This window comes from Leifsonia sp. 22587, assembly GCF_052044215.1.
Lineage (GTDB): Bacteria > Actinomycetota > Actinomycetes > Actinomycetales > Microbacteriaceae > Leifsonia > Leifsonia shinshuensis_C.
Genome location: NZ_JBQENB010000003.1, coordinates 53,286 through 71,016, shown reverse-complemented (window position 1 = coordinate 71,016; position 17,731 = coordinate 53,286). Strand labels below are relative to the sequence as shown.

Annotated in this window: 18 protein-coding genes; 11 read left to right on the top strand and 7 right to left on the bottom strand. The window is 70.9% G+C overall.

The genetic code is table 11. The features are described 5' to 3' along the window. Positions 1–37: 37 nt before the first annotated feature. Genes ACTJI1_RS12425 through glgX form a run of 3 tightly spaced genes read right to left on the bottom strand, consistent with a single transcriptional unit; the run spans position 38 to position 4,718 of the window. Positions 38–1,831 (bottom strand): glycoside hydrolase family 15 protein, encoded by a 1,794-nt coding sequence (locus ACTJI1_RS12425; RefSeq protein WP_440742896.1) that lies wholly within the window; start codon positions 1,829–1,831, stop codon positions 38–40. Continuing rightward, a complete protein-coding gene (locus ACTJI1_RS12420) occupies positions 1,828–2,685 on the bottom strand; it encodes a serine/threonine-protein kinase (protein ID WP_310133133.1) in 858 nt (285 codons plus the stop codon). The genes ACTJI1_RS12425 and ACTJI1_RS12420 overlap by 4 nt, the downstream gene beginning before the upstream one ends. After that, positions 2,685–4,718, bottom strand: a complete 2,034-nt coding sequence (glgX, locus tag ACTJI1_RS12415; RefSeq protein WP_440742895.1) for a glycogen debranching protein GlgX — start codon at positions 4,716–4,718, stop codon at positions 2,685–2,687. Before glgX ends, ACTJI1_RS12420 begins: the two co-directional genes overlap by 1 nt. 458 nt (positions 4,719–5,176) lie before the next feature. Between glgX and ACTJI1_RS12410 the strand changes: the two genes are divergently transcribed. Next, positions 5,177–5,503, top strand: coding sequence for a type II toxin-antitoxin system HicB family antitoxin (locus ACTJI1_RS12410; RefSeq protein ID WP_310133137.1), 327 nt, complete (start codon positions 5,177–5,179; stop codon positions 5,501–5,503). A gap of 9 nt (positions 5,504–5,512) precedes the next feature. Here ACTJI1_RS12410 and treZ read toward each other — a convergent pair whose 3' ends face one another. Both treZ and treY read right to left on the bottom strand, forming a co-directional pair. Further along, positions 5,513–7,222, bottom strand: a complete 1,710-nt coding sequence (gene treZ, locus ACTJI1_RS12405) for a malto-oligosyltrehalose trehalohydrolase (RefSeq protein WP_440742894.1) — start codon at positions 7,220–7,222, stop codon at positions 5,513–5,515. Then, a complete protein-coding gene (treY, locus tag ACTJI1_RS12400; protein ID WP_440742893.1) occupies positions 7,219–9,483 on the bottom strand; it encodes a malto-oligosyltrehalose synthase in 2,265 nt (754 codons plus the stop codon). Before treY ends, treZ begins: the two co-directional genes overlap by 4 nt. Positions 9,484–9,615: 132 nt before the next feature. Here treY and ACTJI1_RS12395 point away from each other — a divergent pair, with 132 nt between their 5' ends. The 5 genes from ACTJI1_RS12395 (at position 9,616) to ACTJI1_RS12375 (ending at position 11,711) form a co-directional block, all read left to right on the top strand. Next, positions 9,616–9,921 (top strand): DUF7882 family protein, encoded by a 306-nt coding sequence (locus tag ACTJI1_RS12395; RefSeq protein WP_310133142.1) that lies wholly within the window; start codon positions 9,616–9,618, stop codon positions 9,919–9,921. Positions 9,922–9,955: 34 nt separating this feature from the next. Next, complete coding sequence (locus ACTJI1_RS12390; protein WP_440742892.1) at positions 9,956–10,513, top strand: MarR family winged helix-turn-helix transcriptional regulator; 558 nt, start codon at positions 9,956–9,958, stop codon at positions 10,511–10,513. A 141-nt stretch (positions 10,514–10,654) separates the two neighbouring features. Then, entirely contained in the window at positions 10,655–11,023 is a 369-nt protein-coding gene (locus tag ACTJI1_RS12385) for a MarR family winged helix-turn-helix transcriptional regulator (RefSeq protein WP_440742891.1), read from the top strand. A gap of 91 nt (positions 11,024–11,114) precedes the next feature. Further along, positions 11,115–11,288: a CsbD family protein gene (locus ACTJI1_RS12380; RefSeq protein WP_310133148.1), complete on the top strand. Its 174-nt coding sequence runs from the start codon at positions 11,115–11,117 to the stop codon at positions 11,286–11,288. 153 nt (positions 11,289–11,441) lie between these two features. After that, on the top strand, positions 11,442–11,711 hold the full coding sequence (locus ACTJI1_RS12375) for a hypothetical protein (RefSeq protein ID WP_310133150.1): 270 nt from the start codon (positions 11,442–11,444) through the stop codon (positions 11,709–11,711). Here ACTJI1_RS12375 and ACTJI1_RS12370 read toward each other — a convergent pair. Further along, positions 11,684–12,634 carry a GlxA family transcriptional regulator gene (locus tag ACTJI1_RS12370; RefSeq protein WP_440742890.1) on the bottom strand — a complete coding sequence of 317 codons (951 nt, stop codon included), beginning with the start codon at positions 12,632–12,634 and terminating at the stop codon, positions 11,684–11,686. The two genes, ACTJI1_RS12375 and ACTJI1_RS12370, sit on opposite strands and share 28 nt — an antisense overlap. A gap of 85 nt (positions 12,635–12,719) precedes the next feature. Between ACTJI1_RS12370 and ACTJI1_RS12365 the strand changes: the two genes are divergently transcribed. Beyond that, a complete protein-coding gene (locus tag ACTJI1_RS12365) occupies positions 12,720–12,935 on the top strand; it encodes a hypothetical protein (protein ID WP_310133155.1) in 216 nt (71 codons plus the stop codon). A gap of 52 nt (positions 12,936–12,987) precedes the next feature. Here ACTJI1_RS12365 and ACTJI1_RS12360 read toward each other — a convergent pair whose 3' ends face one another. Continuing rightward, on the bottom strand, positions 12,988–14,094 hold the full coding sequence (locus ACTJI1_RS12360) for a LacI family DNA-binding transcriptional regulator (protein ID WP_440742889.1): 1,107 nt from the start codon (positions 14,092–14,094) through the stop codon (positions 12,988–12,990). A gap of 186 nt (positions 14,095–14,280) precedes the next feature. Between ACTJI1_RS12360 and ACTJI1_RS12355 the strand changes: the two genes are divergently transcribed. The 4 genes from ACTJI1_RS12355 to ACTJI1_RS12340 are packed head-to-tail and all read left to right on the top strand — an operon-like array spanning position 14,281 to position 17,731. Beyond that, on the top strand, positions 14,281–15,141 hold the full coding sequence (locus ACTJI1_RS12355; protein ID WP_440742888.1) for an ABC transporter substrate-binding protein: 861 nt from the start codon (positions 14,281–14,283) through the stop codon (positions 15,139–15,141). A gap of 18 nt (positions 15,142–15,159) precedes the next feature. Then, the gene (locus tag ACTJI1_RS12350; RefSeq protein WP_310133164.1) at positions 15,160–15,948 is read left to right on the top strand and encodes an amino acid ABC transporter permease; all 789 of its coding nucleotides are present in this window, start codon (positions 15,160–15,162) and stop codon (positions 15,946–15,948) included. After that, positions 15,945–16,715, top strand: coding sequence for an amino acid ABC transporter ATP-binding protein (locus ACTJI1_RS12345; protein ID WP_310133166.1), 771 nt, complete (start codon positions 15,945–15,947; stop codon positions 16,713–16,715). The genes ACTJI1_RS12350 and ACTJI1_RS12345 overlap by 4 nt, the downstream gene beginning before the upstream one ends. Next, positions 16,712–17,731, top strand: a complete 1,020-nt coding sequence (locus ACTJI1_RS12340) for a Gfo/Idh/MocA family protein (protein ID WP_440742887.1) — start codon at positions 16,712–16,714, stop codon at positions 17,729–17,731. Before ACTJI1_RS12345 ends, ACTJI1_RS12340 begins: the two co-directional genes overlap by 4 nt.

Genomic DNA, 17,731 nt, shown 5'->3' with positions numbered 1-17,731 from the left:
CGCGACCGGCCGACACCGGCCGGCCGACAGCGCTCGGCTACCGGCGGAGGTCGGCGATCGTCAGCGCGGCGTCGATCAGGCCGAGGTGCGACAGCGCCTGCGGGAAGTTGCCCCAGAAGGTGCCGTCCTCGTCGATCATCTCGGCGTACAGGCCGACGTCGTTGGCGCGCCCGACCAGGTCGTCCATGACGGAGGTGGCGTCCGCGACGTCGCCGACGCACGCGAGGGCAGCGGCAAGCCAGAACGAGCACGCCACGAACGGCGCCTCACCCTCGGCGCGGGCGCCGGTGAAGCGGAACAGCAGCGGCCCGCTGCCGAGCTCGCGCCGCAGTGCGGCGATCGTGGAGCGCATCCGTTCGCCGCGGTCGAAGCCGCTCGGCGCGTGCAGCAGCACCGACGCATCCAGCTCGTCCTCGCCGGCGACCATCGTGTAGGCGCCGAGGCGGTCGGACCAGCAGTGCTCGTCGACCCACTCGTGGATGAGGTCGGCCTCCCGTCGCCAGCGCGCCGGGTTGCCCGCGGCCTGGCCGAGCTCGGCCAGCTGCAGCGCCGCCTGGAGCGCCTGCCAGCATCCCATCTTCGACGAGGTGTGGTGGCGCAGCTCGGTGAGCTCCCACATCCCGGAGTCCGGCTCGCGCCACACGTCGCAGACGCGGTCGGCGACGTCGGACACGAGCCGTCGGGTGGGCACGTCGAGGACGTTGCCCGCCGCGGCGTAGGCGAGTGCGACGCTGAGCAGGTCGCCGTAGACGCCCAGCTGCAGCTGCTCGGCGGCGCGGTTGCCGGTGACGACCGGCCCGATGCCGCGCCACCCGGGCACGTCGTGCTCGACCGGGTCGGCGGACGACTCCTCGCGCAGGCCGTAGAGCACGCGCAGTTCGGCCGGGTCGCCCTTCACCGCGCGGAGCAGCCAGGAGATCGCGGCGTGGGTCTCCTCGCGCAGGCCGAAGCGCTCGAGCGCGCGGAGCGCGTAGGCGGTGTCGCGGACCCAGGCGAACCGGTAGTCCCAGTTCTTGCCCCCGCGCGGCGTCTCCGGCAGGGAGGTGGTGGCCGCGGCGGCGATCGCGCCGGTGGGCGCGTAGAGCAGCAGCTTCAGCGCGAGCGCGCTGCGCTGCACCGCGTCCGCCCACGGGCCGGAGTACGAGAAGGTGTTCGACCACAACTCCCAGTTGGAGGTCGTGCGGTCGATGCCGATGTCGACGTTGCCGGGCACCGGCAGGTGCAGCGGCTCGTCGTCCGTCGCGACCATCGTCAGCGTGCGTCGCGTTCCCTCGCCGACCCGGATGCGGCCCCCGAACCGCGGCGCCTCGGGGTCGTCCTCGCCGTCCGTCAGACCGGTGACGCCGATGTTCACCGTGCCGACGCGCAGGATGCGGCTGCCGTCGATGTGCTCGGCCCAGGGGCTCGCGCCGCCGAGCACCGTCCCCGGCTCGACCGCCCAGTCCATGACGACGATGCCGTCCACCCCGTCGACGCGTCGGGCGAACTCGACCCACGGCAGCCGTCCGGCGACGCCGGTGACGAGGGCGTCGGTGACGCGAACCGTGCCGGAGGCGGTGGTGAACGTGGTCTCGAGCACGTTCGTGCCGGGCAGGTATCGTCGGCGCGACGTGAACTCGCTCACCGGCCGCAGGACGAGCCGGCCGCCCCGCTCCGGGTCGAGGAGCGCCGCGAACACCGGCGGGGAGTCGAGGCTCGGGAGGGGCAGCCAGTCCACCGTGCCGGAGCGGTCGATCAGCGCGACCGTCCGGCCGTCGCCGATGGCGGCGTGATCCTCGACCGCCGCGCCCGCCGCCTGCCCGGCTGCCGCATCCTGGGGCTGCGTGGTCACACCTTCTGCTGCAGTCCGGCGGCGGAGATGACCGCTTCGCGGAACATCGGCGTCAGCTGCTCCGCGGTCGGGCGGGCGGCCGGGTCGCTCGACGTCATCGCGAGGAGGATGCGCGTCCAGTCGTCGGGCAGATCGTCGGGAACCGGCGGCTCGTGCTCCAGCCGGGCGAGCGCCGACTCCACCGCGGCGCCGGGGTAGGTGACCGAGCGGGTGAAGCACTCGAGCAGCACCAGGCCGAGCGAGTAGATGTCGCTCGCGGGGGTGGCGGGCCGGCGCATCGCCTGCTCGGGGCTGAGGTAGGCGGCGGTGCCGGTCGTCTTGCCCTCGTCCGGCTGCGACGGGACCCCGCGGATGCCGCTGGCGATGCCGAAATCGGTGAGCCTGGCGCGGGCGCGGAACGTCGTGGTGCCGTACGAGACGAGCATGATGTTCGACGGCTTGATGTCGCGGTGCACCACGCCGTGCGCGTGCACGTACTCCAGCGCCTCGGAGATGTCGTACGCGACCTCGGCGATCTCCTCCAGCGTCAGCTCCCGCTGGGCCAGTGCCTCGGCGAGGTCGGTGCCGGAGACCAGCTCCATGATGAGGAAGGGCCGCGGGTCCTTCGGCGCGGAGTAGTCGATGCCGGCGTCGATGAGGGAGACGATGCCGTGGTGGCTCAGCCGCGCGAGCGCCGCCTGCTCGGTACGGTACTGCGCCATCTCCTCCTCGCCGCCGGAGCGGTAGAGCTTGATGGCGACCTCGCGGCCGAGCAGTTCGTCGACGGCACGGAAGATGCTCGCCTCGCCGCCGCGGCCGATCACGTGCTGCGGCCGGTAGCGGCCCAGCAGCGCGGGGATGGTGGACTCGGGCATCAGCTGTTCCGCGACCTCAGGAGGGCGAAGGACGACTCGCCGAGGATGACGCTGTCGCCGTCGTGGAGCTGGAGCTCCGGGTCGCTCGACAGCTCGAGCTCCCAGTGCGCACCGGTCGCCTCGGGGAGGACGAACTCGACGCCGTTTCCCGCACCGTTGAGCATGAGCAGGAACGAGTCGGAGCCTTCGTGGCGGAGCTCGAACGCGATGGAGCGGGCCTCCGGGTCGGCCCAGTCCTCGTCGGAGAACGGCTCGCCGTCCGCGCGCAGGATGCACACGATGTCCGGGCCGCCCACGTCGGGGGCGTGCCGGTACCAGACCGGACGCAGCGCGGGCTCGTCACGGCGCAGGTGGATGAGCTTCGACGTGAACTCGTGCAGCTCCCAGTCGGCGTGCTCCCAGTCGAACCACGAGATCTCGTTGTCCTGGCAGTAGGCGTTGTTGTTGCCCTGCTGGGTGCGCCCGATCTCGTCGCCGCCGAGGATCATCGGGACGCCCGCCGAGAGCAGCAGTGTCGCGAGGAAGTTCTTGCGCTGACGGATGCGGAAGGCGTTGATGCCGGGGTCGTCGGTCGGGCCCTCGACGCCGTAGTTGCTCGAGCGGTTGTCCGATTCGCCGTCGCGGTTGTCCTCGCCGTTGGCCTCGTTGTGCTTCTCGTTGTAACTGGTGAGGTCGGCGAGCGTGAAGCCGTCGTGCGCGGTGACGAAGTTGACGCTCGACAGCGGGGCGCGGCGGGAGTCCTCGTAGATGTCCGGGCTGCCGAGCACGCGCTGCGACAGGGTGGAGAGCACGCCGGGCGTGCCGCGCCAGAAGTCGCGCACGTCATCCCGGAACTTCCCGTTCCACTCCGACCAGTCGGCCGGGAAGCCCCCCAGCTGGTAGCCGGCGACATCCCACGGCTCGGCGATGAGCTTCACCTGGGCGAGCGTCGGGTCCTGCTGGATGAGCGTGAGGAACGCGCTGTGGAGGCTCGCGTCGCCGCCCTGGCGGGTGAGCGTGGTGGCCAGGTCGAACCGGAAGCCGTCGATGTGCATGTCCTCGACCCAGTAGCGGAGCGAATCCATGATCACCTGAAGCGCGGCCGGGTGGCTGACGTTGAAGCTGTTTCCGGTGCCGGTGGTGTCGAAGTAGTGCGCGGCGTCCCCGTCGACCAGGCGGTAGTACGACGGGTTGTCGATGCCCTTGAAGCTGTAGGTCGGCCCGAGGTCGTTGCCCTCGGCGGTGTGGTTGTAGACCACGTCGAGGATGACCTCGATGCCGGCGGCGTGCAGCGCCTTGACCATGCCCTTGAACTCGTCCACCTGGTGGCCGGTGTCGCCGGTCGCAGCGTACTCGTTGTGCGGGGCGAAGAAGCCGATGGAGTTGTAGCCCCAGTAGTTGCGGAGGCCCTTCTCCTGCAGGTGCGCATCCTGGACGAACTGGTGGATGGGCAGCAGCTCGACCGCGGTGACGCCGAGGTTCTTGAGGTACTCGACGGCGGCGGGATGCGCGAGGCCGGCGTAGGTGCCGCGGAACTCCTCCGGCACCCACTCCATCAGCTTCGTGAAGCCCTTCACGTGCATCTCGTAGATGATGGTCTCGCTGAGGGGGGTGTGCGGGCGCTCGTGGTCGCCCCAGTCGAACTCCTGCCGGTCGATGACGACGCCGAGGGCGACGTGGCGGGCGCCGTTCGTGTCGCTGCGCCGCTTGGGCCGGCCCAGCTGGTGGCCGAAGACAGCCTGCGTGTTGTCCCACGAGCCGGTGACCGCGCGGGCCTGCGGCGGGAGGAGCACCTTCGCGGGGGAGAAGCGGAGGCCGTTGGCCGGGTCCCAGGGGCCGTCGACGCGGTACGCATAGCGGGCGCCCGGAACGAGGCCCGGGACGAAGCCGTGGAAGACGTGCCCGGTGCGCTCGGGGAGGACGGTCTGCGTCTCCCGGCCGCGCCCGTCGAAGAGCGACACGATGACCTTGTCGGCGTGTTCGCTGTACACGGCGACGTTCGCGCCGCCCTCACCCAGGGTGATGCCGAGCGGGTACGGGGTCGAGGCGGTCACTCGGCCGCTCCGCGGGTCAGCGGCGCGGTGCTGCTGCGGGCGGAGCAGCGGAGCAGGGGGCAGGGGTGGGGCACGGTGCCTCCGATCGGCGGTAGACCGCCACGATACCTGCGGACCGGCGGGTCCAGCCAGGCATTGACAGCGGGCGGCCGGGTCTATAAGCGGCAGGCCGGCGGTTGACGGGTGGTGTCATTAGTGGCACCATTGAGTGTGCCCCACCTCGCGAAGCTCCTCCTGCGGATGAGGCGAAACCCGACGGACGTCAGGTTCGATGATCTGGTGAAGGTCTGCGTCGCTTATTTCGGAGAGCCGCGCCAGTCGGGTTCGAGTCACATGGTGTTCAGAACACCGTGGAGCGGCGACCCTCGCGTCAACATCCAGAATGATCGAGGGCGAGCCAAGAGATATCAGGTGATCCAGGTACTTCTGGCGATCGAGCGATGGGAGAGTGAGCAACGGTGACCGACTTCACGCACTACACGTACCGGGTTCTCTGGTCGGCCGACGATGGAGAGTTCGTGGGTCAGGTGGCCGAGATGCCCTCACTGTCGTGGCTGGCACCGACGCAGGACGAAGCTCTGCGGGGCATCGTGGCGCTCGTCGAAGACGTGATCGAGGATCTGCAGGACTCGGGCGAACCGATCCCCGAGCCGTTCGCCGAGCGACGCTACAGCGGCGAGTTCAAGGTGCGCATCCCGCCCGAGCTGCACCGGCAGCTCGCCATCCAGGCGGCCGAGGAGCACGTGAGCCTCAACCGGCTCGTCAGCAGTCGCCTTGCTTCGTGAGCGACGTCGTCAGGCGCGGGTGACCCGCACCGCCTCGCCAAAGGCGGCGACGGCGTCCGCGGGGGGCTCGCCGAGGCCGGTTCCGGAGAGGCTCACCTCGACCAGCAGGCCCGCGCGCGCGAAGCGGAAGACGCCGTCGCGGTAGGCGACGTCGGTCGCCGGCGCATCGGCGGGGATGCTGCGGCGCAGAGCGGTGAGCGTGCGGTACCAGTCGAGCATCCTGGCGTTCTCCGGGCGGTCGAGCTCGGACCAGTCGAGCTTCGAGCGCTGGAAGGTCTGCGGGTCCTGCGGGTCGGGGACGATGGCCGGGTCCCAGCCCATCTTCGCGAACTCCGCGATGCGGCCCTCCGCCGTCGCCTTGCCGAGCTCCGGCTCCGGGTGGGAGGTGAAGAACTGCCAGGGGGTCGCCGCCGCCCACTCCTCGCCCATGAACAGCATCGGCGTGAAGGGGCCGAGCAGCGTCAGTGCGGCGGCGACCGCGAGGCGGCCGGGGTCGAGCGTGGCGGTGAGCCGGTCGCCGGCGGCACGGTTGCCGATCTGGTCGTGGTCCTGGCTGAACGCGACCAGGCGCGTGAAGGGGATGTCCGGGTCGAGCGGGCGGCCGTGGCGGCGCTCGCGGAAGCTGGACCAGGTGCCGTCGTGGAAGAAGCCGTGGCCGAACACCTTCACCAGCGCCTCGGGCTCGGCGAAGTCGGCGTAGTAGCCCGTGTCCTCACCGGTCAGGTTGGCGTGGATGCTGTGGTGCACATCGTCGTCCCACTGGGCGTGGAGCCCGTAGCCGTGGTGCGAGCGAGTGCGGATCAGCTTCGGGTCGTTCAGGTCGCTCTCCGCGATCAGCGTCCGCGATCGTCCGGTCTCGCCGCCGAGTTCGTCGGCGAGCACAGCGAGTTCCTCGAGCAGATGCGTGGCCCGGTGGTCCTGGAGGGCGTGCACGGCATCCAGTCGCAGCCCGTCCACGTGCATCTCGCGCAGCCAGTACTCGGCGTTGTCCAGGATGTAGCGGCGCACCTCGTCCGACAACGGGCCGTCGAGGTTGATATTGACGCCCCACGTGCTGGCGCCCTGACCGAGGTAGGGGCCGAACTTCGGCAGGTAGTTCCCGCTCGGGCCGAGGTGGTTGTAGACGACGTCCTGCACGACGGCGAGCCCGCGCTGGTGGCAGGCCTCGACGAACCGCTGGTAGGCCTCCGGCCCGCCGTACTGCTCCTGCACGGCGTACCACAGCACACCGTCGTAGCCCCAGTTGTGCGTGCCGTTGAAGGCGTTCACCGGGAGCACTTCGACCGCGTCGACGCCCAGCTCCACGAGGTGGTCGAGACGGGCGATGGCGGAATCGAGCGTCCCCTCGGGGGTGAACGTGCCGATGTGGAGCTCGTAGATCAGCGCGCCGACGAGGTCGCGTCCCTCCCACACCCCGTCCGTCCACTCGTGCGCGCGCGGGTCGAACTCGCGGCTCAACTCGTGCACGCCACGCGGCTGTCGCAGCGACCGCGGGTCCGGGAACGGGCCCTCGCCGTCGACGAGGAACCCGTAGTCGACCGGGTGCCCGGGCAGCGCGGGCGGCTCGGCGAGCTCCCACCAGCCTCCGGCCGGCGTGTCCGAGGTCGACGGCACCGGGGTGAGCGGGAACGTCCCGAGGCCGTCGATCACCACATCCACACTGCGTGCGCTCGGCGCCCAGACCGGGAAGCGCCGGGTGGCCGGCGTCGCCGCCGTCATCGCGTCACCGCCAGCAGGGCGACCGGGTACCGCTCGAACACGGCGCTGAGCGGGACGCGTCCCGTGTACTCGGCGCCGGTGAACTCGTCGCGCATGGATGCCTCCCCGAGGTCGATGGTGGTATCGGCCCAGCCGCCGGTGGCGGAGAGCCCGACGGGGAGCCGCGTCGCGAGGGCGATGGCCCCGCCGCGGTCGAAGCCGATGAGGTGGCCGGCGCGCGATCCCTCCGCGTACACCGGGCGGTAGCCGGTGAACAGCTCGGGACGGTCGCGCAGCAGCCGGAGGGCGCGCGAGGTGACCAGCACCTTGGCCGCGCCCGACGAGTCGATCTCGGGCTGCCATCCCTCGTCGATGTGGGCGAGCAGGGCCGCGGCGGCGTCGAACTCGACCGGGCGGCGGTTGTCCGGGTCGACCAGCGACCGCTCCCAGCGCTCCGAGCCCTGATACACGTCCGGGCGCCCGGGAGACATCAGCTGCAGCAGCTTCGCGCCCAGGCCGTTGCTCGCGCCCGGTCCGTCGATCACGGCGGACAGGGCCTCCACCTCCGCGCGGACCCGCTCGTCGTCGAAGGCGGCGTCGATGGCCGCGGCCATGCGCTGCTCGAAGGCCTCGTCCGGGTCGGTCCAGGCGGTGGATGCGCCCGCCTCGCGCGCCGCCTTCAGGGCGTACGCCTGCAGCCGCTCCCGCGACGCGGGCCACGCGCCGATCACCGACTGCCACAGCAGGCTCTCCAGCGACCCGTCGCCGATCCCGACGTGCTCGCGCACCGTCCGCAGGAAGCGCTCGAAGCGGCCGGGCAGCTCCGCCAGCGCGGAGATGCGGGCGCGCGTGTCCTCGCCGCGCTTGGTGTCGTGGGTGGACAGCACGGTCATCGAGTCGGGCAGCCGCCGCTGACGGTCGGCCTGGCGGCGGTGGAACTCCTCCGGCGAGAGCGCGAACTCGGACGGATCGCCGCCGACCTCGGTGAGCGAGACCAGGCGGGTGAAGCGGTAGAAGGCGTTGTCCTCGACACCCTTCGCCATGATCGCGCCGGTCGTCTGCTCGAAGCGGTCGCCGAGGCGGTCGGTGATGCGGGCGATGATCGGCGCGAGATCGGGCCGGGACTCGGCGGCCGCGAGGCGCGCCTCCTCCAGGTACTCGGCGCCGAACGGGAGGTAGCTGCGGTACACCGGGAACCAGGCGGCCAGCTCGGCGACCGCATCCGCGACCTCCTCGTCGAAGCCCTCGCCCAGCTCCCGGACCACGCGCAGCACCTCGGAGCGGAGGATGCTGTCAGCGACCGCGCGCTTCCGGCGGTGGACCAGCTCGATCCAGTCCTGGTTCTCCTCCCGGTCGTCGAACTCGCCCGCCAGGGCGGTCAGCGGGCCCTCGCCCGCCGGGTCGACGAAGACGCGGTCGATCACGGCGAGGGCGTCGTAGCCGGTGGTTCCCTGCACGGGCCAGTCGGGCATCCGCTCGTCGCCCTCGATGATCTTCTCGACCCAGATCGGCTTGTCGCCGGCCAGGGCGCGCAGGCGCTCCAGGTACTGGCCGGGATCGCGGAGGCCGTCCGGGTGGTCGACGCGGAGGCCGTCCACGAGACCCTCGTGCAACCACCGGCCGATCTCGCGGTGCGTGTCGTCGAACACCTGCTGGTCCTCGACCCGCAGTCCGGCGAGCGTCGTGACGGCGAAGAAGCGGCGGTAGTTCATCTCGGCGTCGGCCCGCCGCCACGACATGAGCTCGTAGTTCTGCCGTGCGTGCACCTCGCGCGGCGAGCCGTCCCCGGTCCCGGGGGCGATGGGGAAGCGGTGGTCGTAGTAGTGCAGCTCGCCGTCCTCGACGCGCAGGGCGTCCACCTCGTCCGGACCGTCGCCGAGCACGGGCAGGCGCAGACGGCCGTTCCCGAACTCCCAGTCGATGTCGAAGTAGGAGGCGTGGCGCGAGTCACGGCCGAAGGTCAGCAGATCCCACCACCAGGCGTTGACGGCGGGCGTCGCGACGCCCATGTGGTTGGGGACGATGTCGACGAGCACCTTGAGCCCGCGCGCGTGGGCGGCGTCCGAGAACTCCGAGAGCGCCTCCGGGCCGCCGCGCGCGGAGTCCACCCGGCTGTGGTCGACGACGTCGTAGCCGTGCATCGAGCCGGGCTCGGCTTCGAGCAGCGGCGAGAGGTAGACCCAGTCCGCGCCGAGCCGTTGGATGTAGTCGAGCACCTGGGTGGCGTCGCGAAGCGTGAAGTCGGGGGAGATCTGAAGACGGTAGGTGCTCACAGCGTTCATTCTCCGGGCATCACGCGGGCGCGCGAAGGCCTTGAATTCCGCAGCGGGGCGTATTGCTAGACAAGCAAGCTATATCGATAGACTAACTACATACCGTCCGTACGGACGGTCGAACAGGATGGGAGCGATGGAATGGGCGTGCTCAGCTACGGTGCGACGGACTACCTGTTCGGGGATCGGCTGCTGGCGCACCTCCAGGTCGTCATCACCACCAAGCTCCGCCGCCGGGAGAGCTTCACGCTCAGCTGGGTGCCCGACGGCGACGGCGGCCGGGAGGCGATCTGGGTCGACAACGGGCTCCACATCCGCTTCCGCTACGACGAGTCGACCATCGCTCCGCTCAACCGGGACTGGCTCGACGCGCTGATGGACGGAACGCACCGGCCCAACGGACTGCTGGTGATGCCCGAGCCGGCGGCGCACCCGGCCAAACGCTAGAGAATCTAGATTGTAGGTGCTCTATCGTTAAGGCATGACGTCCGATACGCAGGAATCGGCGCGCCACTACTGGTATCGCGAGGAAGCCGACGACCGGTCGCCCGGCCTCGAGGTGCTGGAGGCGATGCGCGCCTACGGCGCCGCCGAGTCCGCCATGCGCCGGCGCTCCGAGGGAGTCCTCCGCATGAGCGAGAACGACGTCTCCGCGATGCGCTACCTGCTCCGCGCGCAGGAGCAGGGCCGCTCGGTCGGGCCGAAGGAGCTCGCGGAGTACCTCGGCATCCAGAGTTCGTCCGTCACGGCACTGCTCGACCGTCTCGAACGCGCCGGCCACATCCGCCGGGAGGCGAGCCCGTTCGACCGCCGCGCGCTCATCGTCGTCCCGGCCGTGCCTGAGGACGAGCTGCAGCGCGCCATCCTGGGCGACATGCGCCAGGAGCTGGTCGACGTCGCCGCCTCGCTGAGCCCGGAAGACGCGGAGACCGTGATCGGGTTCCTGCGCAGGATGCGCGAGGCGGTCGACCACATCGACGCCGCCGGCGAGACCGGCCGGCCGCATCCCCGGGCTGCATCGCCTCGGACCACCGCGTAAAATCGGGGTATCGATGCACAGACCGGCGGGGGCTACTGGTACGACCGTGCCGACCCGCACACCGTAGAGGTCCTGAACGCGCTGCGCGACTACCGCGCAGCCGAGCAGGCGATGCGTCGTCGTACGCGTGAGTCCATGCGGATGGGCGAGAACGACCTGCGCGCGCTGCGGTTCCTGCTGAAGCGGCAGAGCGAGGGCGTGCCCGCGACACCGGCCGAGCTGGGTGCGGAACTGCACCTGAAGTCGTCGTCGGTGACCGTGATGCTCGACCGGTTGACGATCGCCGGCTGGGTGGCGCGGCAGCCGCATCCCACCGACCGGCGCTCGCTCGTCATCGTCGCGACGCCGGGCGCCGACCAGGAGGTGCGCCACACGCTGCAGGCGATGCACCGGCGCATGCTCGCGGCGGCGGGAGAGCTCGACCCGCGCGAGGCCGAGGTGGTGCGCGAGTTCCTGGGGCGGATGGCCGCGGCGGTCGAGTCCCTCGACCAGCGCGACAGCATCTCCTGAGCGTCTGGTGCGAGGTGGGGCCCGCGGGGTAGACCCGGCTCCACAACGGTGGGAGCGTCGAAGACGAAACGGACCACTGAAAGGGGACGTCATGGGACTCGACGACAAGATCGAGAACGCCGGAGAGAAGCTGGGCGGCAACGCCAAGGAGGCTGCGGGCAAGGCCACCGGCGACGAGCGCCTCGAAGCCGAGGGCAAGGGCGACCAGGCCAAGGCCGACGTCAAGCAGGCCGGCGAGAAGATCAAGGACGCCTTCAAGGACTGAGGCTGCTGAAACCGTACGAAGCCCCCGCACGGGTCCACGTGGGCGGGGGCTTCGTGCTGTCCGGATCCGTCTCGGTCCGGGCGCGGCGATTCATCGCCCGTTTCCCTGTGATTCGACTTTCGTTCACCCGATCCGCGGAGTAATTTCCGGAGCATGGGAGACCGGACGGACCGCACCCGAGCGGGACGGAGGGCGGCCATCGGAGGCCTGCTCGCTGTGCTGGCGCTCGTCTCCACGGTCGCGCTGGCCGTGGCCATCCCCACCCAGGGCGAGAACCCTCGCGCGTGGGGCGTCATCGTCTGCGGCGTGGCGACCGTGGCGATCTGCGCGGACTTCGCGCTGCGCAACTGGCGCCTGCTGCGGCACTACCGCGGCGACGACCTGGCGCCGCGGCATCACGCCCGGGCGAAGGCCGCCCGGTAGCGGGTGGGCGGGACGCCCACCTCGGCGTCGAAGTGGTGACGGAGGAGCGTCGCGCTCCCGAAGCCGCACTGGCGGGCGACCTCGTCGATCGGCAGGTCCGTGGTCTCGAGCAGCAGTCGCGCGCGCAGGATGCGCTGGGTCGTGAGCCACTGCATCGGGGGCACGCCGGTCTCGGCGACGAAGCGGCGTGAGAAGCTGCGCGTGGACATATGGGTGCGCTCGGCGAGGCTGCCCACCGTGTGCGACTCGTCGAGGCGCTCGGTCAGGAAGTCGATCAGCTCGCTGAAGGTGTCGTCCTCGCAGTCGCTGACCGGCTTGTCGATGTACTGGCGCTGGCCGCCGTCGCGCTGCGGCGGCACCACCATGTTGCGGGCGATGGTGTTGGCCACCGCGCTCCCGAGCTCGCGGCGCACGAGGTGCAGGCTGGCGTCGATCCCGGCGGAGGTGCCGGCGGAGGTGATGATGCGGCCGTCGTCCACGAAGAGGACGTCGGGGTCCACGCGGGCGGCGGGGAAGCGGCGCTGCAACTCGTCGGAGAACCGCCAGTGCGTGGTGCAGTCGCGCCCGTCGAGCAGGCCGGCGGCTCCGAGGGCGAATGCGCCGGAGCAGACGCTGAGCAGGATGGCGCCACGGTCGTACGCGCGTCGCAGCGCATCCAGGAATTCCTGCGGGTACTCGTCTCGCACCGTGGCGGCGGGCACGCCGATCAGGTCGGCGTCGTCCATCGCCTCGAGGCCGTAGGGCGCGGTCACCCGGACGCCCACCGGGCTCGTCACCGCCGTGTCGGGGCGGATGGTGCACACCCGGAAGTCGAACGGCTCGAGTCCCGCGTAGCTGCGGTCGAGCCCGAAGACCTCGCAGACGACCCCGAACTCGAACATGGCGAACTCGTCGATGAGGGGCACAGCGACCGATCGGATCATGCCCGCAGTCTAATGGCCGTATCTTTGCGAAGATAGACCTGAAGCCATCTCGTGTCCGGATCTTTGCGCTCGTAACGTGAAGGTCATGGCGAACACGACATGGACACAGGGGATGGAGCACGGCTGGGTCAGGCATCCGGCCCGGACCAACGGCGGGGAGCCGGTCGTCCGCAAGCGGTTCGTGCTCAGCGACTGGCTGCCCGCGGCGATCCTCGCGCGCGGCGGAACGGTCACACGCGAGACCGAGCGGGGGCTGGCCGACCTGCGCGCAGCGCAGGCCGCCCGGGAGACTGGCCGCTGACCCGCGGCCCAGCCGGATCGAGGGGTCGCAACACGCCGTTATAGCGGAGGCTTTACGGCGTGTTGCGACCCTTCGTGTCCGACAGGGCAGCGGCGACCGGTGCCGGCCCGACCGACGCGCGGCGGAGCAGGTCGGCGTCGAAGACGACGGCCGCGTCGTCCACCCGCTCGCCGTGGATGCGCTGCAGCGCGAGGCGCGCGGCGGCGGCGCCCAGCTCGTAGATCGGCTGCTCCACCACGGTCAGGGGCGGCGTGGTGATGCCGGTCCACTCCGGGTTGTCGAACGAGATCAGGGACACGTCGCCCGGGATGCTGAGGCCGAGCGTGCGGATGGTCTGGAAGACGGTCATGGCGATCAGGCTGTCCGACGCGATGACGGCGGTCACCGGGTCGTCGCCCTCGAGCAGGTCGCGGGCCACCGCCTCGACGCCGCGGCGGCGCGCGTCCAGCCGGATGTTCTGCTCGGGCGAGGGGATGCCGGCGTCCGTGAGCGCCTCCATCACGCCGGCGACGCGGTCGGCGACGCTCGACATGGTGATGGTGTCGCCCGGGGTGTAGACGCCCGCCGGGTGGTCGTGGGTGGAGATGAAGGCGATGCGCCGGTGCCCCTCGGCCAGGAGCTCGGCCGTCGCCCGGGCCGCCGCGACCCGGTTGTCGACGGTCACCGAGTCGTACGGGCGGCCGTCGGCGCGCCGGTCGAGCAGCACCAGTGGGCGCCCCGCCGCGCCGACAGCGGCGAGGTGGCCGACCCGGGCGGAGGAGGCGGGCGCGACGATCAGGGCGTCGACCTGCTTGTCGAGGAGCACATCCACCGCGGCCTGCTCGGCCTCGACGTCCTCGTCGGAGTTGGTGAGGATGACGTCGTAGCCCTCGCGGTTGGCGACGTCGGAGATGCCGCGCATGGCGTGGGCGAAGAACGGGTTCTCGATGTCGCCGACGACCACGCCGATCGTGTTGGAGCGACCGGTGTTCATCGAGCGTGCGAGCGCGTTCGGCCGGTAGTTGAGCTCCTCGGCCGCGGCCAGGACGCGCGAGCGCACCGCGTCGCTCACCTGCCCGTAGTCGCCGAGCGCGCGGGCGGCCGTGGCCTTGGAGACCTTCGCCGCCCGGGCGATGTCGGCCACCGTGACGGCGCGGCGGGACCCGGGTCGTGGGGACATTCGGTGAGCCCTTCCTGGTCGCGTCCTCGGTGTTGACGAAACCCGGAGACGTGTTGTAGCGTCCCAGAAAACCAACTGAGACCGGTCTCAGCGTAATCCCCAGAGACCGGTCTCAGCAACCACGGATCGACGAGGATCGCACGTCCTGTCTCTCGCCGACCATCCCCCAGACGATTGGACCCCGCAGTGAAACGACGCACCTTCCTCCGGCCGGCCGGACTGCTGGCCGCCGCGGCCGCGCTGGTCCTCGCCGGCTGCAGCGCCGGCGGCGCAGCAGGCAGCTCCACCAAGGACAACCCGTACGGGCTCATCGAGGCGGGGACGGTCCGCGTCGCCAGCCTCGGCGACTCGAAGCCGTACACCTTCACCGACGCCAAGGGCGACTTCACCGGCTTCGATGTCGAGCTCTTCACCGACGTCGCGAAGCGCGCCCACCTCGGCAAGGCGGTCTTCACCGGTCAGGACTTCTCGGGCCTCCTCGCCGCCGTCGCGAACCACCAGTTCGACGTCGGCGTCGCGGCCATCGGCATCACGAAGGAGCGGGAGAAGACGGTCGACTTCTCCGACGGCTACCTCGCGGGCTACCTGACGGTGCTCACCACGAAGTCGAGCGGCATCGACTCCGCGAAGGACCTCGCGGGCAAGCGCCTCGGCGTCGTGCAGGGCACCCTGCAGGAGGCGTACGCCGTCAAGAACTTCCCCAAGGCGAGCCTCGTCCGCTTCCCCGACAACAACGCCGCCGTCTCCGCCCTCAACAGCGGCTCGGTGGATGCGCACTTCCTCGACTACGAGGCGGCCAAGAGCTACGTGGGCCAGTACCCGCAGCTGAAGGACGCTGAGGACATCCCCTCGTTCGACGCTCCGGCCGGTTTCGCCATCGCCAAGGGCAACCCGGCTCTGAAGAAGGCGCTCGACACCGCCCTCCACGCCGCGATGGAGGACGGCACCTGGAAGAAGCTCTACCAGAAGTGGTTCCCGGGCTCGCCGATGCCCGAGCAGTACCTGCCGAAGGCGGAGCAGACCTCGACGCCGACCCCGTCGAAGTAGGAGCTCAGGGAGATCCCCATGGACTGGCTCAACACCATCACGCACACCTTCTTCGACATCCCGTCGATGCTGCAGGTCTTCCCGCAGCTCCTCGGTGTCGGACTCGTCAACACGCTGATCATCTCGATCGCGGCGACCGTCATCGGCGTCGTGCTCGGCATGGTGGTCGCGGTCATGGGGATCTCCACCTCCCGCTGGCTCCGCATCCCCGCCCGGGTCTACACGGACGTGTTCCGGGGTCTGCCGGCGATCCTCACCATCCTGCTCATCGGGCAGGGGTTCGCACGCTTCTCGCAGGCGGTCTTCGGACCCTCGCCCTACCCGCTGGGCATCCTGGCGCTGTCGCTGATCGCGGCCGCGTACATCGGCGAGATCTTCCGCGCCGGCATCCAGAGCGTCGACCGCGGCCAGCTGGAGGCGTGCCGCGCGCTCGGCCTCAGCTACGCGAAGGCGATGCGCCTGGTGGTCGTGCCGCAGGGCATCCGCCGGGTGCTCCCCGCGCTCGTCAACCAGTTCATCGCCATCGTGAAGGACTCCAGCCTGGTGTACTTCCTCGGCCTGCTGGTCGGGGAGCGGGAGCTGTTCCGCGTCGGCCAGGACGCGGCCGTGCTGACGGGCAACCTGTCGCCCCTGGTGCTGGCCGGCCTCTTCTACCTGGTCATCACGGTGCCGCTCACCCACCTCGTCAACTACTTCGACAACCGGTTCCGCACCGGGCGCCGCAAGCCGGCGCCGCCGAAGAGCGGGCTCGACGAGCTGGACGAGGTCCAGCCGCCCGCCCCCCTCACCCTCGGGAGCAACACATGACGTACACCTCTCCGCTGCCCGCACAGCAGACCCCGGACTTCCGCGGATCGGCGCTCGACCTCGTCGACCTGACGATGGCCTACGGCGACATCGACGTGCTGCGGGGCGTCTCGCTCTCGGTCGCCCCCGGCACGACGACCTGCGTGATCGGGCCGTCCGGCTCCGGCAAGTCGACGATGCTCAGGGGGATCAACCGGCTGCACGAGCCGAAGAGCGGCGACGTGCTGCTCGACGGGCAGAGCATCCTGGGCAGCAAGCCGGATGCGCTGCGCCGGCGCATCGGCCTCGTCTTCCAGCACTTCAACCTCTTCCCGGACCACACGGCGCTGCAGAACGTCATGCTCGCCCTGCGCTCCGTGAAGCGGATGCCGAAGGCGGAGGCGCAGCGAGTCGCCGAAGAGCGCCTCATCGAGGTCGGGCTCGGCGAGCGCATGGACCACCGCCCGCGCGACCTCTCCGGCGGCCAGCAGCAGCGCGTGGCGATCGCCCGGGCGCTCGCGATGGAGCCGCAGGTGATGCTGTTCGACGAGGTGACGAGCGCGCTGGACCCCGAGCTGGTCAAGGGCGTCCTCAATCTCATGGCCGACCTCGGCCGGCGCGGCATGACGATGGTCGTCGTCACCCACGAGATGAACTTCGCCCGCAAGGTCGCCGACCAGGTCGTGTTCATGGACGAGGGACGCGTCGTGGAGGCCGGGCGCCCCGACGACCTGTTCGACCGGCCGCAGAGCCCCCGCCTGCAGCGCTTCCTGTCGGAGGTGCTGTGAGCGGCCCGGAGCCCCTGCGCGTCGGACTGATCGGGTACGGGGTCGCCGGACGCGTCTTCCACGCGCCGTTCCTGGCGGCGGACCCGGCGTTCGAACTCGCGGCGGTCGTCACGTCGCAGACCGAGCGGCTCTCGGCCGACCACCCGGGGGCGCGGGCGGTGCCCGACGTGGATGCGCTGCTCGCGCATCCCGGAATCGACCTGGTGGTCGTGGCCTCGCCCACCCCGCTGCACGTCGCCCAGGCGACCGCCGCGGTCGACGCCGGCCTCGCGACGGTCGTGGACAAGCCGTTCGCGCCGGACGCGGGAGCGGGTCGCGCGCTGATCGAGCGGGCCGAGGCGGCGGGCGTCCCGTTCACCGTCTTCCAGAACCGGCGCTGGGACGGCGACTTCCTCACCCTGCGCCGGCTGGCCGGCGACGGGTCGCTGGGCGACGTGCGGCGCTTCGAGTCGCGGTTCGAATGGTGGAAGCCCGCCATCGACGACTCCTGGAAGTCCACGACCGGCGCTGCCGAGGGCGGCGGAATCCTGTTCGACCTGGGTTCGCACCTGATCGACCAGGCTCTGCTCCTCTTCGGCCCCGCGCGGGTCGCGCACGCCGAGGTCGGCGACCGCCGCGGCGGAGCGGCCGACGACGACGCGTTCGTCGTGCTCGAGCACGACTCCGGCACCACGAGCCACCTGTGGATGAGCGCGGTCGCGCCCATCGCCGGCCCACGGTTCCGGGCGCTCGGCTCGCGCGCCGGCTTCGTCTCCTGGGGTCTCGACCCGCAGGAGGGACAGCTCGGCGGCGGCATGCGGCCCGGCGATCCCCGCCTCGGGCGGGCGACCGCGCCCGCACGGCTCGGCACCGACTCCCATCCCGACGCGGTCTCCCTCGTCCCCGGCGACTACGCCGCCTTCTATCGCGGCCTCGCCGCCGCACTGCGCGACGGCTCGCCCCTTCCCGTCGACCCCCGGGAGTCGCTCGCGGCCCTCGAACTGATCGACACCATCCACTCGCAGAACCGAAAGTGA

Excerpts from the sequence above, each read along its gene's own strand:
- ACTJI1_RS12420 (WP_310133133.1), bottom strand. The coding sequence starts at position 2,685 with ATGCCCGAGTCCACCATCCCCGCGCTGCTGGGCCGCTACCGGCCGCAG.
- treZ (WP_440742894.1), bottom strand. The coding sequence starts at position 7,222 with ATGACGGCGGCGACGCCGGCCACCCGGCGCTTCCCGGTCTGGGCGCCG.
- treY (WP_440742893.1), bottom strand. The coding sequence starts at position 9,483 with ATGAACGCTGTGAGCACCTACCGTCTTCAGATCTCCCCCGACTTCACG.
- ACTJI1_RS12395 (WP_310133142.1), top strand. The coding sequence starts at position 9,616 with ATGGGCGTGCTCAGCTACGGTGCGACGGACTACCTGTTCGGGGATCGG.
- ACTJI1_RS12390 (WP_440742892.1), top strand. The coding sequence starts at position 9,956 with ATGACGTCCGATACGCAGGAATCGGCGCGCCACTACTGGTATCGCGAG.
- ACTJI1_RS12385 (WP_440742891.1), top strand. The coding sequence starts at position 10,655 with ATGGGCGAGAACGACCTGCGCGCGCTGCGGTTCCTGCTGAAGCGGCAG.
- ACTJI1_RS12380 (WP_310133148.1), top strand. The coding sequence starts at position 11,115 with ATGGGACTCGACGACAAGATCGAGAACGCCGGAGAGAAGCTGGGCGGC.
- ACTJI1_RS12375 (WP_310133150.1), top strand. The coding sequence starts at position 11,442 with ATGGGAGACCGGACGGACCGCACCCGAGCGGGACGGAGGGCGGCCATC.
- ACTJI1_RS12370 (WP_440742890.1), bottom strand. The coding sequence starts at position 12,634 with ATGATCCGATCGGTCGCTGTGCCCCTCATCGACGAGTTCGCCATGTTC.
- ACTJI1_RS12365 (WP_310133155.1), top strand. The coding sequence starts at position 12,720 with ATGGCGAACACGACATGGACACAGGGGATGGAGCACGGCTGGGTCAGG.
- ACTJI1_RS12360 (WP_440742889.1), bottom strand. The coding sequence starts at position 14,094 with ATGTCCCCACGACCCGGGTCCCGCCGCGCCGTCACGGTGGCCGACATC.
- ACTJI1_RS12350 (WP_310133164.1), top strand. The coding sequence starts at position 15,160 with ATGGACTGGCTCAACACCATCACGCACACCTTCTTCGACATCCCGTCG.
- ACTJI1_RS12345 (WP_310133166.1), top strand. The coding sequence starts at position 15,945 with ATGACGTACACCTCTCCGCTGCCCGCACAGCAGACCCCGGACTTCCGC.